The organism is Bacillus sp. FJAT-29790, from assembly GCF_019039215.1.
Lineage (GTDB): Bacteria > Bacillota > Bacilli > Bacillales > Cytobacillaceae > Cytobacillus.
The window spans coordinates 1,031,610-1,051,378 of record NZ_JAHNZZ010000001.1 but is presented as its reverse complement, the minus strand read 5'-3'; the positions used below and the strand labels follow the sequence as shown (position 1 = coordinate 1,051,378).

At 37.5% G+C, this 19,769-nt stretch carries 19 protein-coding genes and 1 riboswitch; of the genes, 6 read left to right on the top strand and 13 right to left on the bottom strand.

The window, feature by feature from the left end; all coding sequences use genetic code 11:
• Positions 1-20: 20 nt before the first annotated feature.
• A complete protein-coding gene (selA, locus tag BGM26_RS04905; protein WP_217038598.1) occupies positions 21-1,424 on the bottom strand; it encodes an L-seryl-tRNA(Sec) selenium transferase in 1,404 nt (467 codons plus the stop codon).
• Between the two features lie 89 nt (positions 1,425-1,513).
• On the opposite strand from selA, the gene BGM26_RS04900 reads away from it, so the two are divergent.
• From BGM26_RS04900 to BGM26_RS04890, 3 genes are all read left to right on the top strand, one after another.
• Positions 1,514-1,909 (top strand): Hsp20/alpha crystallin family protein, encoded by a 396-nt coding sequence (locus BGM26_RS04900; RefSeq protein WP_217038597.1) that lies wholly within the window; start codon positions 1,514-1,516, stop codon positions 1,907-1,909.
• Positions 1,910-2,501: 592 nt separating this feature from the next.
• A complete protein-coding gene (locus BGM26_RS04895) occupies positions 2,502-3,434 on the top strand; it encodes a MerR family transcriptional regulator (RefSeq protein WP_217038596.1) in 933 nt (310 codons plus the stop codon).
• Positions 3,435-3,750: 316 nt separating this feature from the next.
• Entirely contained in the window at positions 3,751-4,950 is a 1,200-nt protein-coding gene (locus BGM26_RS04890) for a CAP domain-containing protein (protein ID WP_217038595.1), read from the top strand.
• Positions 4,951-4,980: 30 nt separating this feature from the next.
• On the opposite strand, the gene BGM26_RS04885 is transcribed toward BGM26_RS04890, so the two are convergent.
• The 10 genes from BGM26_RS04885 to BGM26_RS04840 form a co-directional block, all read right to left on the bottom strand.
• Complete coding sequence (locus BGM26_RS04885; RefSeq protein WP_217038594.1) at positions 4,981-5,220, bottom strand: hypothetical protein; 240 nt, start codon at positions 5,218-5,220, stop codon at positions 4,981-4,983.
• Positions 5,205-5,465, bottom strand: coding sequence for a CGCGG family putative rSAM-modified RiPP protein (locus BGM26_RS04880; RefSeq protein WP_217038593.1), 261 nt, complete (start codon positions 5,463-5,465; stop codon positions 5,205-5,207). Before BGM26_RS04880 ends, BGM26_RS04885 begins: the two co-directional genes overlap by 16 nt.
• 350 nt (positions 5,466-5,815) lie before the next feature.
• Complete coding sequence (locus BGM26_RS04875) at positions 5,816-6,772, bottom strand: LCP family protein (protein WP_217038592.1); 957 nt, start codon at positions 6,770-6,772, stop codon at positions 5,816-5,818.
• Positions 6,773-6,883: 111 nt separating this feature from the next.
• On the bottom strand, positions 6,884-7,543 hold the full coding sequence (locus BGM26_RS04870; RefSeq protein ID WP_217038591.1) for a DUF1232 domain-containing protein: 660 nt from the start codon (positions 7,541-7,543) through the stop codon (positions 6,884-6,886).
• Positions 7,544-7,827: 284 nt separating this feature from the next.
• The gene (gene ytaF, locus BGM26_RS04865) at positions 7,828-8,460 is read right to left on the bottom strand and encodes a sporulation membrane protein YtaF (protein WP_254119401.1); all 633 of its coding nucleotides are present in this window, start codon (positions 8,458-8,460) and stop codon (positions 7,828-7,830) included.
• A gap of 269 nt (positions 8,461-8,729) precedes the next feature.
• A riboswitch (M-box (ykoK) riboswitch) is annotated at positions 8,730-8,895 on the bottom strand.
• Between the two features lie 191 nt (positions 8,896-9,086).
• Positions 9,087-9,803, bottom strand: coding sequence for an ABC transporter ATP-binding protein (locus BGM26_RS04860; protein ID WP_217038589.1), 717 nt, complete (start codon positions 9,801-9,803; stop codon positions 9,087-9,089).
• 1 nt (position 9,804) lies between these two features.
• Positions 9,805-10,758: an ABC transporter permease gene (locus BGM26_RS04855; RefSeq protein ID WP_217038588.1), complete on the bottom strand. Its 954-nt coding sequence runs from the start codon at positions 10,756-10,758 to the stop codon at positions 9,805-9,807.
• A 237-nt stretch (positions 10,759-10,995) separates the two neighbouring features.
• Positions 10,996-11,469 (bottom strand): nitrous oxide reductase accessory protein NosL, encoded by a 474-nt coding sequence (locus tag BGM26_RS04850; RefSeq protein ID WP_217038587.1) that lies wholly within the window; start codon positions 11,467-11,469, stop codon positions 10,996-10,998.
• The gene (locus BGM26_RS04845; protein WP_217038586.1) at positions 11,459-12,820 is read right to left on the bottom strand and encodes a right-handed parallel beta-helix repeat-containing protein; all 1,362 of its coding nucleotides are present in this window, start codon (positions 12,818-12,820) and stop codon (positions 11,459-11,461) included. The genes BGM26_RS04850 and BGM26_RS04845 overlap by 11 nt, the downstream gene beginning before the upstream one ends.
• A 137-nt stretch (positions 12,821-12,957) precedes the next feature.
• Positions 12,958-14,031 (bottom strand): multicopper oxidase domain-containing protein, encoded by a 1,074-nt coding sequence (locus tag BGM26_RS04840; protein ID WP_217038585.1) that lies wholly within the window; start codon positions 14,029-14,031, stop codon positions 12,958-12,960.
• Between the two features lie 374 nt (positions 14,032-14,405).
• On the opposite strand from BGM26_RS04840, the gene BGM26_RS04835 reads away from it, so the two are divergent.
• Together BGM26_RS04835 and BGM26_RS04830 are read left to right on the top strand one after the other, a co-directional pair.
• Positions 14,406-15,242 carry an undecaprenyl-diphosphate phosphatase gene (locus tag BGM26_RS04835; RefSeq protein WP_217038584.1) on the top strand — a complete coding sequence of 279 codons (837 nt, stop codon included), beginning with the start codon at positions 14,406-14,408 and terminating at the stop codon, positions 15,240-15,242.
• 447 nt (positions 15,243-15,689) lie between these two features.
• Positions 15,690-16,721, top strand: coding sequence for an LLM class flavin-dependent oxidoreductase (locus tag BGM26_RS04830; protein ID WP_254119022.1), 1,032 nt, complete (start codon positions 15,690-15,692; stop codon positions 16,719-16,721).
• 80 nt (positions 16,722-16,801) lie between these two features.
• On the opposite strand, the gene BGM26_RS04825 is transcribed toward BGM26_RS04830, so the two are convergent.
• Complete coding sequence (locus BGM26_RS04825; RefSeq protein WP_217038582.1) at positions 16,802-17,380, bottom strand: DUF1836 domain-containing protein; 579 nt, start codon at positions 17,378-17,380, stop codon at positions 16,802-16,804.
• Positions 17,381-17,522: 142 nt separating this feature from the next.
• Here BGM26_RS04825 and trhA point away from each other — a divergent pair, with 142 nt between their 5' ends.
• Positions 17,523-18,170 carry a PAQR family membrane homeostasis protein TrhA gene (gene trhA, locus BGM26_RS04820; protein ID WP_217038581.1) on the top strand — a complete coding sequence of 216 codons (648 nt, stop codon included), beginning with the start codon at positions 17,523-17,525 and terminating at the stop codon, positions 18,168-18,170.
• A 194-nt stretch (positions 18,171-18,364) separates the two neighbouring features.
• On the opposite strand, the gene BGM26_RS04815 is transcribed toward trhA, so the two are convergent.
• Complete coding sequence (locus tag BGM26_RS04815; protein WP_217038580.1) at positions 18,365-19,330, bottom strand: nuclease-related domain-containing protein; 966 nt, start codon at positions 19,328-19,330, stop codon at positions 18,365-18,367.
• Positions 19,331-19,769: the final 439 nt, after the last annotated feature.

Here is a 19,769-nt window from a genome sequence, read left to right as displayed (position 1 = left end):
AGGAAGCCACAGCTGTTTTTTCAAAGAGTTGATAACGATTTTAAAACATGTGTTTCCTCTTCCATTGTGACTGTCCGTAAATCAATCAGGACTTCTTCTTTCTGAATTCGGACAACAATTCCTGGTGTAAATTCCGTTCTTAATTTCTTCGCTACCTGAAATGCAGGTAAATATTTATGGATAATAACTGCAACATAGGAAGGGAGTTCAACGTCCGGCATTGTTCCGCCACCGACCTGACCTAAGCTCTCTCTTAAAGTAGTTTTGTACTTATCTGTATGGTCGGCAAGCTTACTAAGAAAGGTTTCGGTCCTCTCCTTTAATTCTTCCTTCGTCATTAACAGATCCCTAATGACAGGAATATTTTTTATCCCTATATCGCCTTTTAGATAATCCAGCAATGTCCCTTCTAAGGCAGCAAGTGTCATTTTGTCCACCCGCAATACACGGGCAAGCTGATGTTTTTTTAATCGGTCAATAAGTTCTTTTTTCCCTGCAATAATCCCTGCCTGCGGACCGCCGAGAAGCTTGTCTCCACTAAACGAGACGAGATCCGTTCCCATTTTTAACACGTCTTTAACGACAGGCTCGTCTCCAATTCCATGACGTTGGTAATCATAAAGGGCACCGCTGCCGAGATCCTCATAAAAAATAACATTTCGATCATTCGCTAACGATGCTAATTCAGTCGTATCAACCGTTTGCGTAAATCCGATCACTTTAAAATTACTTGTATGTACCTTTAAGATCATGGCGGTTTGTTCGGAAATGGCCTTTTCATAATCAGCAAGATGCGTTTTGTTTGTCGTTCCTACTTCGACAAGATGGGCCCCGCTTTCCTCCATAATTGAAGAAATTCTGAATGATCCGCCAATTTCGACGAGCTGTCCTCTTGAAACAATCACTTCCCGATCCTCAGCTAACGACTTTAGAATAAGATAAACAGCTGCAGCATTATTATTGACGACCATCGCCGCTTCAGCGCCAGTTAATTCAGTTAATAGCGCCTCCACATGGCTATGTCTCGAACCCCTCTCGCCTTCTTCGAGCTTATACTCCAAATTGGAATAATGAAGTGCCGTTTCAAGCATATGCCGTGCCGCACGCTCACTCATACGGGCCCGGCCAAGATTCGTATGGAGAATCGTCCCTGTCGCATTGACCACCCTTTTTAATGTGTAACTATATCGCTTATTGACAGAACATTCAAAATACCGGAAAAGGAAATCAATAAATGCTTTATTTCCTGGCTCAGGTCCCGTCCATTCCCCATTCATTAATTCTGCTCGTACAATTTCAATCACTTGCTTGATCAAGTTTGTCATATGTATAGAGTCGATCCCTTTTCTTTCCATCAAAAGGGTGAAACGCTCGTCCCTTTGTAATTCGTGAATAGGCGGTATATATCTTAACAAGTGTTTCATTAAAATTCCTCCAATCATGCCTGTATATTATACCATTTTTCACCTAATGTTATTGTTTGAATAATATAATAAAGCAAGGGGGGGTTCTGATGAGTAAAAATGAAGATGCAAATAACGATCATTTGACTGATATGGAGAAATGGATGGAAAGCTTTTTCCTTGATCCTTTGACTTCATACCTGGACCAAATGATGTTTCGGATCGACCTTTATGAGACTGAAAACGAAATTATCGTAGAGGCGCTGCTTACCGACTTTTACCCTGCAGATATAACCATATACTTGAAAGAAGACCAATTAATCATAAAAGCCTTAAAAAAAGTACACTTAACTGATGAAAGCCCTTTTAAAATAAGAAAAGTCGATTTTCCCTTCCTTATCATCCAGAAAGAAGTCAAAGCCCTGTTTGAAAATGGAATCCTTGAGATTCTGATCTCAAAAAACAAAAAGGGTATTGGAAAGAATAGATCTGTGTCTCTGCCTTAATGGCAGATTTTTTGTTTTTATGTCATTATGATAGGCTGTTTCGTAAAGTTTGTTGCTTTTAAGATGTGATTTTTATTTAATAATCTGAGTTGATTGGAGCGGAGGGCACTTGACTCCTCGAAAATGCTATCGCTTTTCCTTCGTGCGTGGGCAGATTCAAGGATGTAAATTCAGTATCCTGCGGGAATAGAGGGAAGCGGGAGACCCCGCAGGGGGTAACGCCGAGGAGGCTCCCGTCCCTCCCCGCGGAAAGCAAGTGCCCACAGTGGAAATCAACGGGCAAACTTTATAGGCTAAAACAACAATATATGCGAAAACAGCCTTATGATATGACCAATATTCTTCGCTTAAGTTACATCAACGAAACTACATCACCCATTACGCCTACTAAGTTTTTTCAAAATTCCTTCCCATCGCTGTCGAAAAATTGCAAACTTGCCTATTTCTGCTGAAATCCGTCTTCTTTTGATAGCTTTTGTCAAGTGGCAGGAATAAGAGGGAGTCTGTGCGGAATATTTCACTTAATCAATTTTCTTTGGAACCTATTTCCGAATCGTTCGAAACATCTTGTACCAGAAAGGATGAAGTAAATATGAAAAGTCAATTAATGGAGGCATACACAATTAATGAAGTATCAAAAAAAATCAATGTCCCAAGTGGAACGATTAGACAATGGGAAAAGGATTTAGACGGGCTGCTTGTCATTCCTCGTTCAAAAAATGGAGCACGGTACTATACTGACGATGAAATAAGCCTTCTAGAAACGATCAAACAGATGAGAGATAAAAATTTAAGCAAAGAAATAATTCGTGGATTATTGCAGAAGCATCTTGATATACAATCAGAAGATGACTCCGAACCATTCGAAACTCCTTTATTACCCGTTCCGAGTAATAAGAGCCTTCAAACTGATAGAAACATGCAAGAAATGGAACAATTTTTATCTGCTATGGAAACGTTAAAGGAGCAATTAATCGATCATGTAAAAGCAGAAATTCGTACGAGCATTCGAAAAGAGGTGTTAGATGAAGTGAAAAAAGAAATCTCAAAAGGATCGGTGCACACTGTCAAAAGTCTGTCCGATTCGATTTATAAATCAAACGAAAAAACGAAAGCAGATATTGAAGAGCTTTCAAGCCATATACATAAAGCTTCGGAACATACTTCCGAGTCTTTCGGAACCCTTTCTCGGAGGATTGCGAAAGCTTCGAAAGGAACTTCCGAACAAATCCGGACCTTAACCCATCGTATTGCAGACTCTTCAGAAGCTGCAGCTGAGGAATTTAAAACAATGATTCATTATATTTCCAGCTCTGCCGAAGTTACACACTCCGAAATTAGCGCCCTGATCGAAACATTAAATACGGACCGAGAAATCTATATCGAAACGATAAACAGGGAACGAGAACAGTATTGGCAAGAGGTGAATCAGAGAGAAGCAACATTTCAAGACCTAATAATAAGCTTTCGAAATGCTGCAGCAAGCGAAGAAATTAGCAGGCCTTGGTGGAAATTCTGGAAATAGCTCTTACGTTTCAATTACGAAAAAAACAAGCAATTCAGGGCTTGATTGAGTACTGGATGAATTTAAAAATGAATCTATCAAATCTTTTATAAATTAGAAAAAATAAAGCATTTTAAAACAGCACTTACCCATCTGTAGGTGCTATTTTTAATATTTTTCTATCCTTAATTATGTAAATTTTTGTCTCACGAAAAAACGCGCCCTCATTGTAGATGGGAATCTTTCTAAAATTCAAATCCACCAAAAATAGGAAAGTGCTTATGATTTTAATAAATGATTAATAAAACATATAATAATTGGATATAGATTCAAATGAATGAATGGAGCATTCGTGGCCATCAGCTATTCCCTTCCAGAAAGGACGGTGAGCTATCTGAGAAAGTTTTTTCGGACTTTACTATTAATCTTTATTTTATTTATCTCATGGCCTTTTATCGAGAAACAATTAGAGAAGACAGATTTTTACCCTGTGCTTGAAAATACAAAATCAAAAATCAATGCGATGAAAGAAAATCCCCATGTGTTAGCAGCAATCGATACGATTTACCAAAATATTTTTGAGTTTGCGGGAAAGCTGGATAGTGCTGGTGAATTACTTCAGCAAAATCAAGATCAACTAGAGAAAAAACAAGTAAAGAAACCAAATTTAGCCACCCCTGCTGATCAAGTTTTTTCCATCCATAATATTGAAATAGGGGATAAGAAAGAAGAAGTAGAAAGCCAAGTTGGTTCCGCTAAGCGCTCCTCCTATAATGAATACGGTACCGAATGGCAAACGTATCATGAAAACTATCAAAACTTTCTAATGGTCGCTTACGATGAAAAGAATCATGTAGCTGGACTGTACACAAACCAAGATTTAATCGCATCCGTAAACGGCTTAAAGCGCGGCAGCCCTAAGGATGCAGTACTCCAGAATTTAGGAAAGCCATTAACTCGGATTCTTAAGGGAATGACCTTTTTTCAATTCCAAGAAAATCGGGATTATGATGTATTTTTGCTCGATGATAGCTACGTGACGATTTTTTACGATAAACACGAGAATAATACCGTTACTGCGATTCAAATAATTAATAAACAGCTTGAACAAAACAAGAAAGATTTTTATACACAGGCGAGTGATCAATTGAAAGAAGGCTTTGAGTACCAGTTATTCGACCTGACGAATGCAGATCGTGTCAATCATCATCTGCCAATATTAAAATGGAATGATCAAGTAAAAGAGACGGCCCGAAAACATAGTGACGATATGGCTGAACACAATTACTTTTCCCATACAAATCTCGTAGGACAGTCCCCTTTCGACCGCATGGGTGACGATCATATTTCTTTCACTGCTGCCGGAGAAAATCTTGCAACTGGTCAATTCAGCAGTATTTTTGCCCACGAAGGGCTTATGAACTCTCTTGGACACAGAGAGAACATCCTTCGTTCTGAGTATCAGTTTTTGGGGGTTGGTGTAGCGTTTAACACAACGTCACAGCCTTATTATACAGAAAACTTTTTCAAACAGTAAATAAATGGGCTGAATAAAATATTCAGCCCATTATGGGAAATATAAATCCACTTTCAATACACTATTTTCTAATGAAAAATAGTTATTTAGCTGGAGGGAATATTGGATTTTATCCCCCTTTTTGAATTGCGATTGGCTGCCGATAATAGAAACCGATTCAAATTCAATGCCCTCTCTTTGAATTAGTTCGTCATTTTCATAGAATTTTAGAATGACTTGCTGATTTTTAAAATGAAGCAAAAGTTGGATGTTTTCTAACTTTGTTTCCATACGCGTAAAACATAACCCCCACATCCGCATTGATCAATTAATTTTGTTTTGATCGTGTCACGAAACATTTCATTTAATAATGGAACAAGATATTCATTCGGATCGCCAAAACGCCCGGAAGTCACTAAATTCACATAATAGCCCGCTGCGGTTTCTTCGACTGCTTTAACCCCGTCTTCAATGATAAGCTCAACATTATTCTCATAGTCGTTATGTTCAAGATCCATTGACCAATTCTTCTCCACCTTAATTCCCCTAGATAAGGCTTATTGATTGCGATCATTTTTTCAGTCACACATATGGTATCATATGACAAAAAGAAGGCGCTAATTTTGCGCAAAAAAACCATATTGACATGCTCTTTCTGAAATAAAAACGCCTAGATTGGTATCCTAGGCGTTTTATAGAAAAAGCGATATTCTTTTTTTTAGAACTTAAAACTTACATGCTATGTCCTTTGCATGGGCGAGGGCATTTCCTTTGATTTCTGCTATTTTATTCTGCATCGCATTGTGACCATTAACGAACACTAAATGAAGGAAAGCCGAAGAAATTCAAATTAAACTATTTTTACCATCAATGCATTTCGTTCCTATTATTCTTGGGCCACAATTCTTTCATCGTCCAGTGACAAGAACTCATTTAAAGCTTGTTTGTTTTTCTCGAAATCTATATTTAGGACTGCCCCCACGTTAACCCGTTCGTCAACATAAGAATCTTTAATAGGTATTCTTAATGTGTCCATTTGTTTGGATTTTCCAGCAATTAAACCTTTTCCGATTGTAAGAATGGTTCGAGTATCCAAATTTGAATCAATGTATGGATCGGCAACTCCAAGTAATTTAGGAAGGTTAACTAAATTTTGAATATTGACACCTTGTTCCTTAATCTTTGTTATTACTTCTTGTTGTCGTTCAACCCGTCCAAAGTCACTTAGACGGTCGTGGCGAAACCGAACATATCCAAGTAATTGATCCCCATGCAAAACTTGATTCCCTGGATGTAATGTCATTCCAATTCCATGTGACATTTCATATGGAATCTCAACCTCGATCCCGTTTGGGGCAATAATATCAACAATTTTTGAAAATCCATCAAAATCAACAACTGCATAGTAATTTATGTCAACATCAAAATTTTGCTTTATCGTTTTCCTGACCAGTTCTGGCCCACCTATTGCAAAAGCAGCATTTACTTTGTGTTTTCCATATTCCGGGATATCAACATACGTATCTCTCATAATGGATGCAATTTTCAAACGTTGAGATTTTTGATTATAATGAGCAATCATTAGAGTATCAGATTGTCCACGCTCATCACCTCTAGTATCACTTCCGATTAGGAGAATATTAATTTCTCCAAATTCCGGCTCAGAACCTTCAAACGGATCAAAGGTTGTACCGTCATCCTTATACATCCCATCGCTCGCCATAGTAAGTCCTTTATTATATTGATAAATACAATAAATGGCCACTATTAATATGAATAATAATAGTGTAATGATTAAGATAAGATTTCTTGTCAATTTATTATTTTTCTTTCTTTTTTTCATGTAATAACATCACCTATAAACTTAAAATAAAAGTCAGACCGAAAATAAACCAATTTATATGGTCGAATTCATAATTAAACTAATTGTTATTTTGATATATTTAAATATTCTTTATGTTAGGTCCATCTTTTGATTCGTTAGTAAATTTTTTGCAAGTTGTACAGCAACCGCATCGTCTAAATAGCCAATCGGAAATAGATAATCAGGAATCACATCTACTGGTAAAATGAAATAGAGCAGCGCACTTCCGATAATCGCGAGTTCGACTGAAGTACCCGTATTTAGGCGAAATTTCTCAAACATATCCTTCAAATGACTAATGAATGGACCAACGCTTCCTACCTTCCGAAGCTTTTCATCAAAGCCCTTAAGAATAGTTTCTTTCCCCTCTTCTGTTTGCGTAAATTGTTCATAATTAGCTAATTGCTGTTCAACATTTTCTAGCGTGAATTTTTTATCATATAAATTAGAGGATTCGAGGAAATTCTGTATACTTTCCACAGATGTATGAATATCTGATTGCAGCTTTTCCTGTTTCTGCTCTACCGGATAACCAGCGGCGACAAATAAATCCGCGATGGGAACGCCAAGACTGTCTGAGAACTTTTGTAAGTGATGGAGATTTGCTTTTCGTTTCCCGTTAACAATCCGTGAGATCGTAGCTGTATCAATTTCAGTAAGCTCACTAAGTTTCCGCATTGACAATGCTCGATTATTCATTAATTCTTTTAACATCGAACCTAGATTACTAATTTCTTTTCCTTTAGACATATTCTATTTTCCTTTCTAAATTATTCAGGTTGTAATAGTTGTCAGGCTAGAAATGAACACAATTCCCTTCGATAATCAAAAATTGAATTTGTAAATAGAAATTAGATGGTATTAATATATATCTGCATTGATATTTTGTCAACAATAAGCATAAGCGTTGTCAATATGTTATTATTCTTACAATATTATATTAAAGTTATCTTAATATGAATATGCATTAAAAACATTTGGTTCCCTAAACATCACAGCCCACTTTTTACATCCTTTTTGACAAATCTCCTACTCTAGAAGAATGCTGTAAAAGCAATTACTAATATGATCACTCCACTCAAAACTGTTCCAAATTGACCCAATGTAAATGAACCAATTCTTACATCTGCTAATTTCGAACCTAACTTTACACCTGCCCAAACACTGATGAAACTGCCTATTGCAGCTGTTAAAGAAATAGCTAGAGGAGAAAGACCGAGTAAACCTGCACCTAGCCCATTCGTAAGAGCATTTGCTGATAAGGCAACGCCGAGAATAACTGCTTCTCCCCAACCAATTTCTCCAGACTTATCGACATCGGCTATCTCCGGATTTCTCAGAATACCTTTAATACTTTTAGTTTGCTTTTCCTTCTCATTCATCTTTGCTGGATTCCCTGTTTTACGAGGGGTCGCCAATAAGATAATTCGAATACCGATAACAAAAAGTAAGAACGCTCCGATAATCATAGGAAGCATACCAGGAAGTATGCTAGAAAGCCAAAGTCCAAATGTAATTCCCGCCATACTCATAAGAAAGCAAATGATCGCAATTAAAAAATTGGACCCTAACCCAATTTGTATCTTTCGAATCCCGTAAGAAATACCTACGCCTAAATTATCTATACTTGCTGAAACGGCAAAAGCCAAAATGATTAGCCAAGTCAATGTAAAACACTCCTTATATTTTTTTACATTGTATTGATCAAATTGACAAATATTGCATGTCTCAATCGAAGATATTGATAATATTTCAACAACTCGGTTCTTCATCCACTTCATCACCTCCAGGAAATTAAATGGTTGCGCAAATGATTGTTATAACAAAGAAAAAGCCTTTATTTCCCTACAAGAGGAAATAAAGGCTTGATTTGCGCATCAAAAAAACCGTATTAGCTGTTCAATACAAAAAACAAACACAGCTTAATATCGTGTCTACCAGTTTCCCTCGTTGAGTTTTAGCACTGTAAAGCATAGGTACTTATTACCAGCTACATTAAAAAAGACCTTATCCCGATCTTTCCTGTTGACCCATTGGCGTCTCTCGACATTTTTGGGCAGCAGCGTTTCTCTATACAGGAGCCTCACCTAACAGAATACTTAAAGTAATATTCAACTAAATTCAATATAGGGCACCATTGTCAAAATGTCAATACAGTAATTAGCAATATTGCAATAAAATCAACATCTTTCCAAAAAATAAAATACTTTATCTCCCAGATGATAGGCGAATGTCCGAAGGTTATTTGATTTATGATGAAAAATGGCCCGGCTTCTCAAAGTGATCCCCTCACCTAAATCGCTTGTGAAGTATCAGCCCCCATTTGTTCATTCATATGAATGGCTAAAAAAACATCCTCAAGGGTGCGGCAATGATGTTCTTTATAAATATTGTTTAATGTATCAAATGATTTTAGTTTTCCGTTAAATAAAATAAGGACTTTATCGGCAATTTCGATCGCGTCTCTCATAATATGACTGCTGACGATAATTGTTTTTTTACGATGCCTTAATTGCTGAATAATTTGTTTGAATTTGATGACCCAATAAGGGTCAAGGCCGTTTGTTGGTTCATCGAATATATAAATATCCGTATCTATTAGTAAGCATTGAGCAAGATTCAACCGCTGTGACATTCCCTTTGAAAACCCACCAACTCTCTGATTCCGCTGTTCCCATAGCCCAACCTCTTTTAATGCATCACGTAATTCCTCTGTTCCGACATTCAAAAAATTTCCATAATATCGTAGGATCTCGAATGGTGTTAGTTCCGGAGGGAAATTCATTTGATCAGGCATATAGGCAAACGGTTTTTTATTTTTTGAATGAAATACTAATTTGCCAGTGGATGCTTTTTCAATCCCGGTCAACATCTTTATTAACGTGCTTTTACCGGCCCCGTTTCCTCCACATAGAACCACACATTCTCCTGCTTGGATCGTAATATCCACTGGTTCCAAAGCCGTTTTATTTTTATATGTTTTGGAGAGGTTATTTAATTCGATCATCATGCTACATTCCCCTTTTCTTTAATAATTGAGTAGAAATAGCAATCGAGATGAAAATTAGAAGCGTAATTGATAACAAAAGAGAGGTTGTAAGCATCCCATTTGCTTCCCATCGATCAATCATTAAATATTCAGGGCCGAATACATAATTAGCGTTTAATTTCGAAATGGACCATACCCTAATGGATTCCACGGGATTTAGTAAGATAAAGAAGAATAAACTAGCTAGTTTCATCGAATATGGAACCCATTCAATGACTGAAAAAAGAACGAACTCATACACAAAAACAACGATACTCCAGAAAAACAGAGCGAAAGACAGCCCTTGCATTCTTGTTTTGCTAATCGCCCCTATCAAAATAGAAGCGGCTGAAAATACAATAATTAATAGTAAGTTGACAATCATGAATACTTGATAGACTGATGCCTGAAAGGACCTCCCGATTATCGCAAAAACAAACCCAAACAATCCGTAGGAAACGCCCATTACAATAAACAATGAAAACACCAACGAGAAAAATTTACTGCATAGATAATGCCAATTAGATGTTTGATATGTTTTATATAAAGAGAATCTTCCGCTCTCCTTATCGGCAATAATCGAATTAGCTCCTAGAATTAAACAAATAATCGGGATAAGCCATAAGGACAAATTAATTAACATCGCAATCGAACGGTTAAAAGCGGATTGCTTAATTTCTTGGGGGGAGTCGTCTTTCGTTTTTATTTCCTTTAGTCCATACCACTCAGGGTTGACTCCCATTGTTTCAATATTCGTATTGACCGATTCCAATCCATAAGTCGTTTTTACAGGATCTGACTCTACAGAATGCAAGCCATAAATGTATAACAATGCCGACAAAAAAATGAACAGAATCATAAAATTTAATAACCATTTGCTGCGCAGCAATAAACGCAGTTCATGTACAGTCATGGCGTATATTAATCTAAGCTTCATCGCACTTCCTCCTTTTCAGGGGAATCCCTCATTGCCTTTGATCATTCAAATCAAATTCGCCTTGGCATATTTGCGCCCAGAATTTATCGAGCTTGCTCGATAAATTCCTTTAAAAAATCTGAGGCATCCGCCGGAGGCTTAACTGTATTCAGCCGGAGTTTGAACCCCCACTGAATTGGATACCTATTTGCATTCATCTTGCCACTTATAGAAGCGGGAGACTACAGCTGAATAAAGTTAATGAGAATGATCCGATCCCGATTGTTTAAAATTCTTTAAATCGACTTCAAGCATGTCTTTTTTAGAATACAAATGTCCCCCATGTTCATTTTGGAACTCTTTTGCACCTTCACTTGTTGAAAAAGCGGCGATGCCATAGCTCATTGGACTTTCGATTTTTTGATCCTGAATAAATACGCTTGAATCTAGATCAATCCACTTTTTCGTATCAAAATCATGGACAAAGGCACCTTCATATTGCGGATTGTTTTCCTGGAGATACTCAATCATGCACCCGATATCATCAAAAAGCAGCGGCTTTCCGTTCTTCAAAACGATTTGGGCAGCAGAATCCAAATCCATAATTCCCATATTGCATGAATCACAATTCTCTTGGTTTTTTTGAATATCAACAGGACCCGATGCCGCAGCAGAACAACCTGTTAATGAAAATACAACAGCAGCAATGAGAGCTAACCATTTAAGCTTCATATCTTGCCCTCCTCAATGTGAATAAAATGAGCGTACTTCCTAAAAGAACACACATGAATATGAAGATTTGTAATCCTTGAAAATCCCTACCTTCGCCAACTTCCCCTTTAGAACTTACCGATTTCCAGTTTACGGGAGCGGGTTTGGCCAGTGGAAACTCATCGACAATAAATGAGTCTGATGGCATCGGTGTATATTGTTCGACCATATTCCAAAGATTGACGGCCGGACTTTGATGAAAAACTTGTAATAATGGTTCCTGTTTTGCGATGTTATAAAAAATATTCCCGCTTTTATAGGCGAAATCCACAAGATCATCATTATTTAAATTGAGTGATCCATGATCACTATAAAAGTTGCCAAAATTATCTTTATTAAATTGATTGACATTATCTTTATCTGTAATGATTTGGTTTGTGTTTTCGAGGAAATTGTTGAAAGAGATTGTATTTCCGTTTGATTTTTTTCTTAACTCCAACCCTGTATCGTTCTCAAGGATCGTATTAAACTCCAGTCGATTTCTTTGCGCATTTTCCATTAAAATGCCTTTAAAGTTGCCTTTGATCATATTGGATGAAATTTTGGAATCAAAGGTATCATAAATAAACATCCCCGTTCCATTTTTTGCGGTGTTTAGATAAAAGAAATTTTCAATGATAAATACCTCGTAACTTTGCATAATCATTAGTCCATTGATGCTCTCTCTTACTTCGTTTTGTGAAATGAGAATATTTTTTGAATCCATCGTATGGACCCCATAGCGTGCCCGTATCATTTGATTTTCCCGCACTTCACAAAAGTCCGAAAATGAAACGTATATGCCATCTTGCGTATCATGAATATAGTTGCCAACCGCCAAGCTGTTCGGGGCGCTAACGAAATAAATTCCATAGCCTTTATAATTTCGATCTCCAGGAAAGCTTGTGATGACATTGTTCTCAAACCGATGTCCATAACTATCCCGTGCATAAATTCCATGAAAAACATTTTTGATTTCATTATGATGAATATAAGCACGGTCACCTTTTACATAAATACCCGCATTTTGGGAGCCTCCGCCTTCGACTTGGAGGCCTTCGACAATTACATCACTTGATTCAACCGTCAGAACGTAACCATTATTCGGACCAATTAGCTTAGCACCTTTTTCCCCAAAGATATGGACAGGCTCACTCACGATGAAATTCCCAACATATTCACCTGGTTTTAATTTAATGGCGGTTATTTCCCTGTCATACGACAGTGCTTGAAATAATTCTTCAGTATTAGATACGGTCAATTCTTCAGCATACACTTTCCCGGCTAGTAACACCCAAAAAAATAGGAAGAAAAGTCCACTCCGATAATACATATCCTATCCACCTGCCTTGATCGTCCATTACCGCATATCATTCGAACAGCTCCTTTCTCCCTTAAAAAAGGAGAAAGAAGCTGTTAAGGGTTCACATTTCTCTTTTTATCGTGTATAATTTAAATTGGTTGATTTTTCTAGTGGCTCATAGTAGCCTTATCGTCGTCTTCGCCTGTTTCAGTAACTTTTAGGATGGCGACAGCACCTTTTTGTGCATGGTTGAATTGATGAGTAACGATTGGGTAGCTTCCAACTCGTGTAACCGTAAATTCAACAACTGCACCGCCGCTTGCCGGCAGCATGACCGTTTGAAGTCCTTTGAAGTGGTTAAATGGATTGCCGTCCATATAAACATCATCAAATATCGTTCCGACTACATGGAATGAACTAACTTCATTCGGTCCAACATTATTGATATAAATCCTTACTCTATCGCCTACTTTAGCAAGTAAAGGCTTTTCTTTCAGTGTGAACGTATCACCATTTGTATTTGGATCTCCTTCTTTCAACGCCTTCGTTGAAAAGACTACATGGCTTGGTACACCGTTTGTAAAATCATTTAAATCATTATATTTATACCATTCGTTTTGAATCATTACATATTCGCGATTGATTTCTTTATCATTCGGATAGCCATCTTTTGGTTTAACAATAATCGTCCCGTGCATCCCATTCGCAATATGGGAAAGAACTGGTGCTGTTCCGCAATGATACATGAAAACGCCCGGTTTATTTGCTGGATAGCTAAATGTTCCTGATTCATCTGGATTTACGTTTGCAAAGTCCTTCGATGGAGCTGAATGCACTGCGTGAAAGTCCATACTATGCGGGATCGCAGGATCAAGATTTTTCATCGTGAAATTGATTGTATCGCCTTCGTTAACAACTACTAATGGGCCTGGAACTTCGCCATTAAATGTCCATGCTTTATAAATTTTTCCTTTGTCAATCTCAATATCTGTAATCTGGGATGTCATTTCAACATTCACTTCGTTTGGACCAATTCTTTCTATTTTAACTGGAATAGGCGCCTGGTTAAGTCCTTGATGCGGCTGAATAATTTCCCCTTCCTTAGAATCCTCTGCTTTCGTCTCCGCTGCCAGTACATGCGGTTCTTGTTTCTGAACCGTTTCTAAGCTTTGCTGACTGCATGCTGTCATTAACCCTAACCCAATCATAGAAGTAAGTAGATATTTGAATCTTCTTTCCATATTGTTTCACTCCTCTTTATTTGCTTTATTTCTTAATTTAATAATATTTCATTTAAGGTCATCGTTTGGGTGATATACCTCACAAGACGACACGGAATTGTGAAGAGTCTGTGAACTCGTGTTTTTTCATTAATTAGTTCTGGGAGATTGTTAAGTTCTCGTAAATTTTACATTTAAACTTTAGAAATCTTATCACTTTTTTTACCGTTTCAAGTATACTCAATGTGTGTGAAGTACTTATCTTTTCAAAAGCCAACTCTAGCAATCACTAATTTTTTTGGCGTCAATGATAGGATAAAAATTTGTCTGCTTTTTGAATTACGGATGAACTATACTTCACAATCAAACTTGTATTAAAAGGAGAAAATAAACAAATGGAATTAGATTTATTAACGATTGTAAAAGCAATTATTTTAGGAATTGTGGAGGGGTTGACGGAATTTGCCCCTGTATCATCAACAGGTCATATGATTATTGTAGATGATATGTGGCTTCATTCAGAGGAGATATTTTCAAAGTATACAGCCAATACTTTTAAAGTCGTGATTCAGTTAGGGTCGATTTTAGCTGCTGTGTTTATCTTTAAAGATCGCTTTATTGAAATGTTAGGACTGGGCGGTCGAAAAAAGTCTGCCGATTCCCATGGCAGTCGATTAAAGTTAACACATGTGATTGTTGGATTAGTCCCAGCTGGTGTACTTGGCGTGCTATTTAATGATTATATTGATGAGTATTTATTCTCAACTCAAACTGTATTAATTGGATTAGTGATCGGAGCTATTTTTATGATCCTTGCTGATCTATTTGGAGGAAAAAACACAAAAATCCAGACAGTTGATCAAATCACATATAAACAGGCCTTTTCGATTGGGCTTATGCAATGCTTTGCTCTATGGCCTGGCTTCTCACGATCAGGCTCAACTATCTCTGGAGGCGTTTTGCTTGGACTAAGTCACCGTGCTGCAGCTGATTTCACGTTCATTATGGCCGTTCCGATCATGGCGGGTGCAAGCTTTCTATCATTATTGAAAAACTGGCAATACATCACGCCAGAAGCCTTGCCATTTTTCATTGCCGGCTTTATTAGCGCATTTATTTTTGCCTTGCTTTCAATCCGCTTTTTTCTAAAACTGATTAATAAAATAAAACTCATCCCATTTGCCATTTACCGAATCTTTTTGGCATTGATCATTTATATCGTATACTTTTAACAATAAAAGGCTGGCAAAACCCATTTGGTTTTTGCCAGCCTTTATTTTTGATCAAGTCGTTTCATTATGTCAGCCAATACATTATTGATACTATAGGGTAAACTATCTGCACTAGTTTTATAATTTGTGTTTATTAATTGCTGTTTTCCAGCCTTTATTTTTTATTGACTTCCTATTCAGTTTAAAGTCTAAAATCGAACATCTTTAGAGCATGCGAATGCAAAAAAACTATGCGTGCCTGTTTTCGGTCAAAAAACCTTTTTACAGGAACTTATAAAGCTATTTGTGCCCGTTTTCGGTCAAAAAGCCATCTTTCGGGAACTAATAAGGGCTATTTATGCCCGTTTTCGGTCAAAAGACCATTTTTCGGGAACTTATAAGAGCTATGCGTGCCCGTTTTCATATTCAAAGAGCCAAAAAAAAAGATTTAGAAAGAGGATGATTTCAATGCCTAATCAGGCTTTACATAAATCGCTAAGCGATATTCGCTTTTCTGTATTGGATCTATCCCCGATTGTTGTCGGCGGAACTGCAGCTGATTCGCTGCAAAATACGTTAGATCTTGCTCGCCATACCGAGAATTGGGGTTATCATCGCTACTGGCTTGCTGAGCATCATAATATGCAAGGTATTGCCAGCTCAGCAACTTCGGTCGTAATCGGTCATGTGGCTGCAGGGACTAGGACGATTCGAGTTGGTTCCGGCGGGATCATGCTCCCGAATCATGCACCACTTGTAATTGCTGAGCAATTTGGCACACTTGAATCTCTTTTTCCTGGTCGAATTGACCTTGGGCTTGGACGGGCTCCAGGTACGGATCAGCTTACTGCAAGCGCATTAAGGCGTGATCGGCGAAGTGATGGGCATGATTTTCCCCAGCAACTCGATGAATTGCGTACCTATTTCGATCCATCAAGAACAACAGAACCAATGCACGTCCGGGCTGTTCCGGGTGAAGGTTTAAACATTCCGATCTGGTTGCTCGGCTCAAGCGGTTTCAGTGCGCAACTGGCGGGTCAGCTCGGGCTTCCATTTGCCTTTGCGAGCCATTTTTCGCCTGAAAATACAATACCTGCACTCGACTTATATCGCCGAAGCTTTCGCCCTTCCAGTGTGCTTGATGAACCATATGCAATGGTTGGTACGAATGTGATTGCAGCGGACAGTGATGAAAAAGCAAAAAGGCTTGCCACCTCTATGCAGCAGCAGTTCTTGAATCTGATTCGAAACACGCCTGGTCAGCTTAACCCGCCTGTCGATAATATGGATGAACTTTGGAGCGATTATGAAAAAGCGATTCTCCACAAACAGCTCGGTTCCTCCATCATTGGCGGGCCAGAACGCGTCAAAGAAAAATTGCAAGCATTCTTAAATGAAACAAAGGCAGATGAAATCATGGTCAATGCACAAATTTTCGATCATAACGATCGCCTTCGCTCATTTGAGATTGTTGCGGGAATTATGACAGGCAAGATTTGACCTTGGCAAATCAATTTTTAATAGAGCGAGAACCCGAAAAAATTTGCTACTATTAATAGAAACGCCCTTTGTGGCGTTTCTTAATTTTTTTGTTCTTTTACGATCTCATCGACAAGTTTTTCCGCCGCTCTTTTATAAAAATTACTCATGTTTACGAGTGAAGAAATCATGAGAATGTTTTCAAGATCCTTCGAATTCCAATCTTCAAGCTTTTCCACTTCATTTTTCACGGCTATCGCCTTTGATTCTACATCCGCTTTAAAACTTGTAACGTTTTTACTGGCAATATGAAGGAAACTATTATAAAAACGCTCTAGCTCAAAGTCATCGTCAGTAATTTTTTCGTTTACTGTTGATAGCGTTTCCTTAATATCACTAATAGAGAGCGCCCCTTTTAATTGATAAATTAAGCTGATTAAGATTAGATGTTCTTTTGAATATTTTTTATTTTTAATAGGGATAAATAACTTTCCTTTTGCGTAATTATTTATCATCGTCTTTGTTAGGATTTTTTCGTCTTCATTCCGTCTAGAGCTACTGAATTTATTTTCGAACAACTGAATAACCTGATCCATATACAAATCAATTTGTGGGATCTCCTCTAATGTAATTTGGCTTTCTAGGCCAAGCTTTTCGATAATTTGATTGAAATTTTCCATTTATGAAACCTCTTACTTCATATTAGTTACTTTAATTTTACTTGAAAAATGATGTTATGTAAACATTGACTACTTATCGTAATAGGTATATGATTATATGTAGTTATAGTAACTACATATAATCATATTAGGGGGATTACCTATGACATCTTATATTCGCGAGCCGATTAACGGCCTCACCCACCTGGCTGGAGCGATCCTGTCCTTTGTTGGACTGCTTGCTATGGTCATTAAGGCATCGATCACCACATCATCCGCACTTGCTATCACGGCTGTCATTATCTTTGGAGTCAGCATGATTCTACTTTATTCTGCTTCCGCGACATACCATATGGTTATTGCCAAGGCTCAGGTCATCGCTTTTTTAAGAAGGCTTGACCATTCGATGATTTTTGTCCTAATTGCCGGCTCTTATACACCTTTCTGTTTAATTAGCTTGAATGGGGCGACGGGATGGATGTTATTTGCTATTGTTACCGTTGTTGCAGTTTCTGGCATTTTGTTCAAAATGATCTGGTTCAACTGCCCACGCTGGCTTTCCACAGCCCTTTATATTGCGATGGGCTGGATCATCGTCTTTGCACTCTCACCCCTCTCAGACACATTGAGCTCTACAGGCCTGTTTCTCTTAATGCTAGGCGGTATCTTTTACACAATCGGCGGGGTCATTTACGCGATTAAACCGAAATTTCTAGAATTTAAGCATCTTGGTTTCCACGAAATTTTCCATATCTTTATTATGTTCGGGAGCTTGGCTCATTTCCTGTGCGTGTTTTTATATGTGATCTAAAAAGGTGGCTTGCAATCCACCTTTTTTTCGAATATTGACCATTATTTGCTATGCTTTACCCGCCAATTTGCAATGTTCGGCCATCTATTTGCAAGTTTTAGACCTCTATTCGCGAAATTTAGACTTCTATTAGCAAGTTTCAACCATCTATTTGTAATGATCACAATTACAGAGTAAATAGAGTATTTTCCCTGCTATACTTGTGGTTTCTCATACACCCTATATCTTTTATTACCCGTGTATGGGAGCTTCATGGAAGAAAGAAGTCTTGCTGCAGAGTGAATGGAAGATATTTGTAAAAATGAACGAAAGTCAGAGTTTGTTATTTTAGGCTTGATCAGGAGAAAGTAATCATGAACCGCCTGAATGTGGGCAGTAGCTGAAGATATTTTGCATGAGGAGCAATGCCATTTTCCCCACTCGTATATCATTGGAAGGTCGGAACATTTGGGACATGGGACACCGGAGAGAATTTCTGTAGGTTCAATGTCATATTTCTTGAGAATATTAATTTCGAGAGGTACATGCTTTTTTAAAAAAGTACGGCTAATTTTTCCGATCTCCTTTACATTCAGGTAATCAGCTTGATAAAATTTTTCTAACGAATCGATTTTATTTAACAGACGGTGGGCGTGGCAGACTTTATTAAATATTTGGGATTGGCCCGGTGAGGTTTTAATAATCGTCGAAGAGTGGCTGATTACAACTGCATATTCGATAGGGACTGGGGGAAAACCGTGGGCATTCAACCATCCTTTCAATTGCCGGCATTGGTGCTCAGCTTGCGAAAGTGGATCTTGGAACCCTTCTTCTTTCTCATTGTTTGTACGGAGCACCTGATGGAAGGTTTGGTCGAAATAAATCGTTCCTGCCCAATTTTTACATTCTAGAATCAGTGCAAATTTAGTTGTGATCAATATCGTATCTATTTGGAAATAGTACTTCCCGCTAGCTAAACGGAGATCTTGAAAAATCTTAAATTCCTTTTCATCTAGAAAACTTAAATAATAATCCAGCCTTTTCTCACCATTGTATCCTGCCATCCTTTTCATTAAATCATCTATAATTTTCTCGCGTTTAGGATGATTTTTTGGAAGTCGCCTTAATAAGGCCTCAAGCATTTGAATTATTACTGGCATTTCGCGTTTCTTAACAATCAAAAATATCACTCCTTACTATTTTTATTACTATTTCTAGATTGGTTGCTGTTCTGCCTTCTTTTTTAGACAAGGAAATAATAAAAAGTTAATAATTTTTGAATTTAATAAACATACCTCAAATAAAAACCGTTAATTTCAAATAGGGCACTTTTTTTGAATTTTTCGCCTCGCGATATAAGTTTCTAAATCTTTATTCAAAGGGAACGGCTGTCTTTTTGCAGCTTTAATCAGATTTTTACTATTTTTGATCATCTATTCGCAAGATTCGGAACTTTATTTGCATATTTTGACTGTCTATTCGCGAGATTCGGAACTTTATTTGCATATTTTGACTGTCTATTCGTGAGATCCGAAATTCTATTTGCAATTTGAATCATCTATTCGCAAGATTTACAACTCTAATTGTAAGCTCTAGCTGTCTATACAGTGTTGCAGTTCT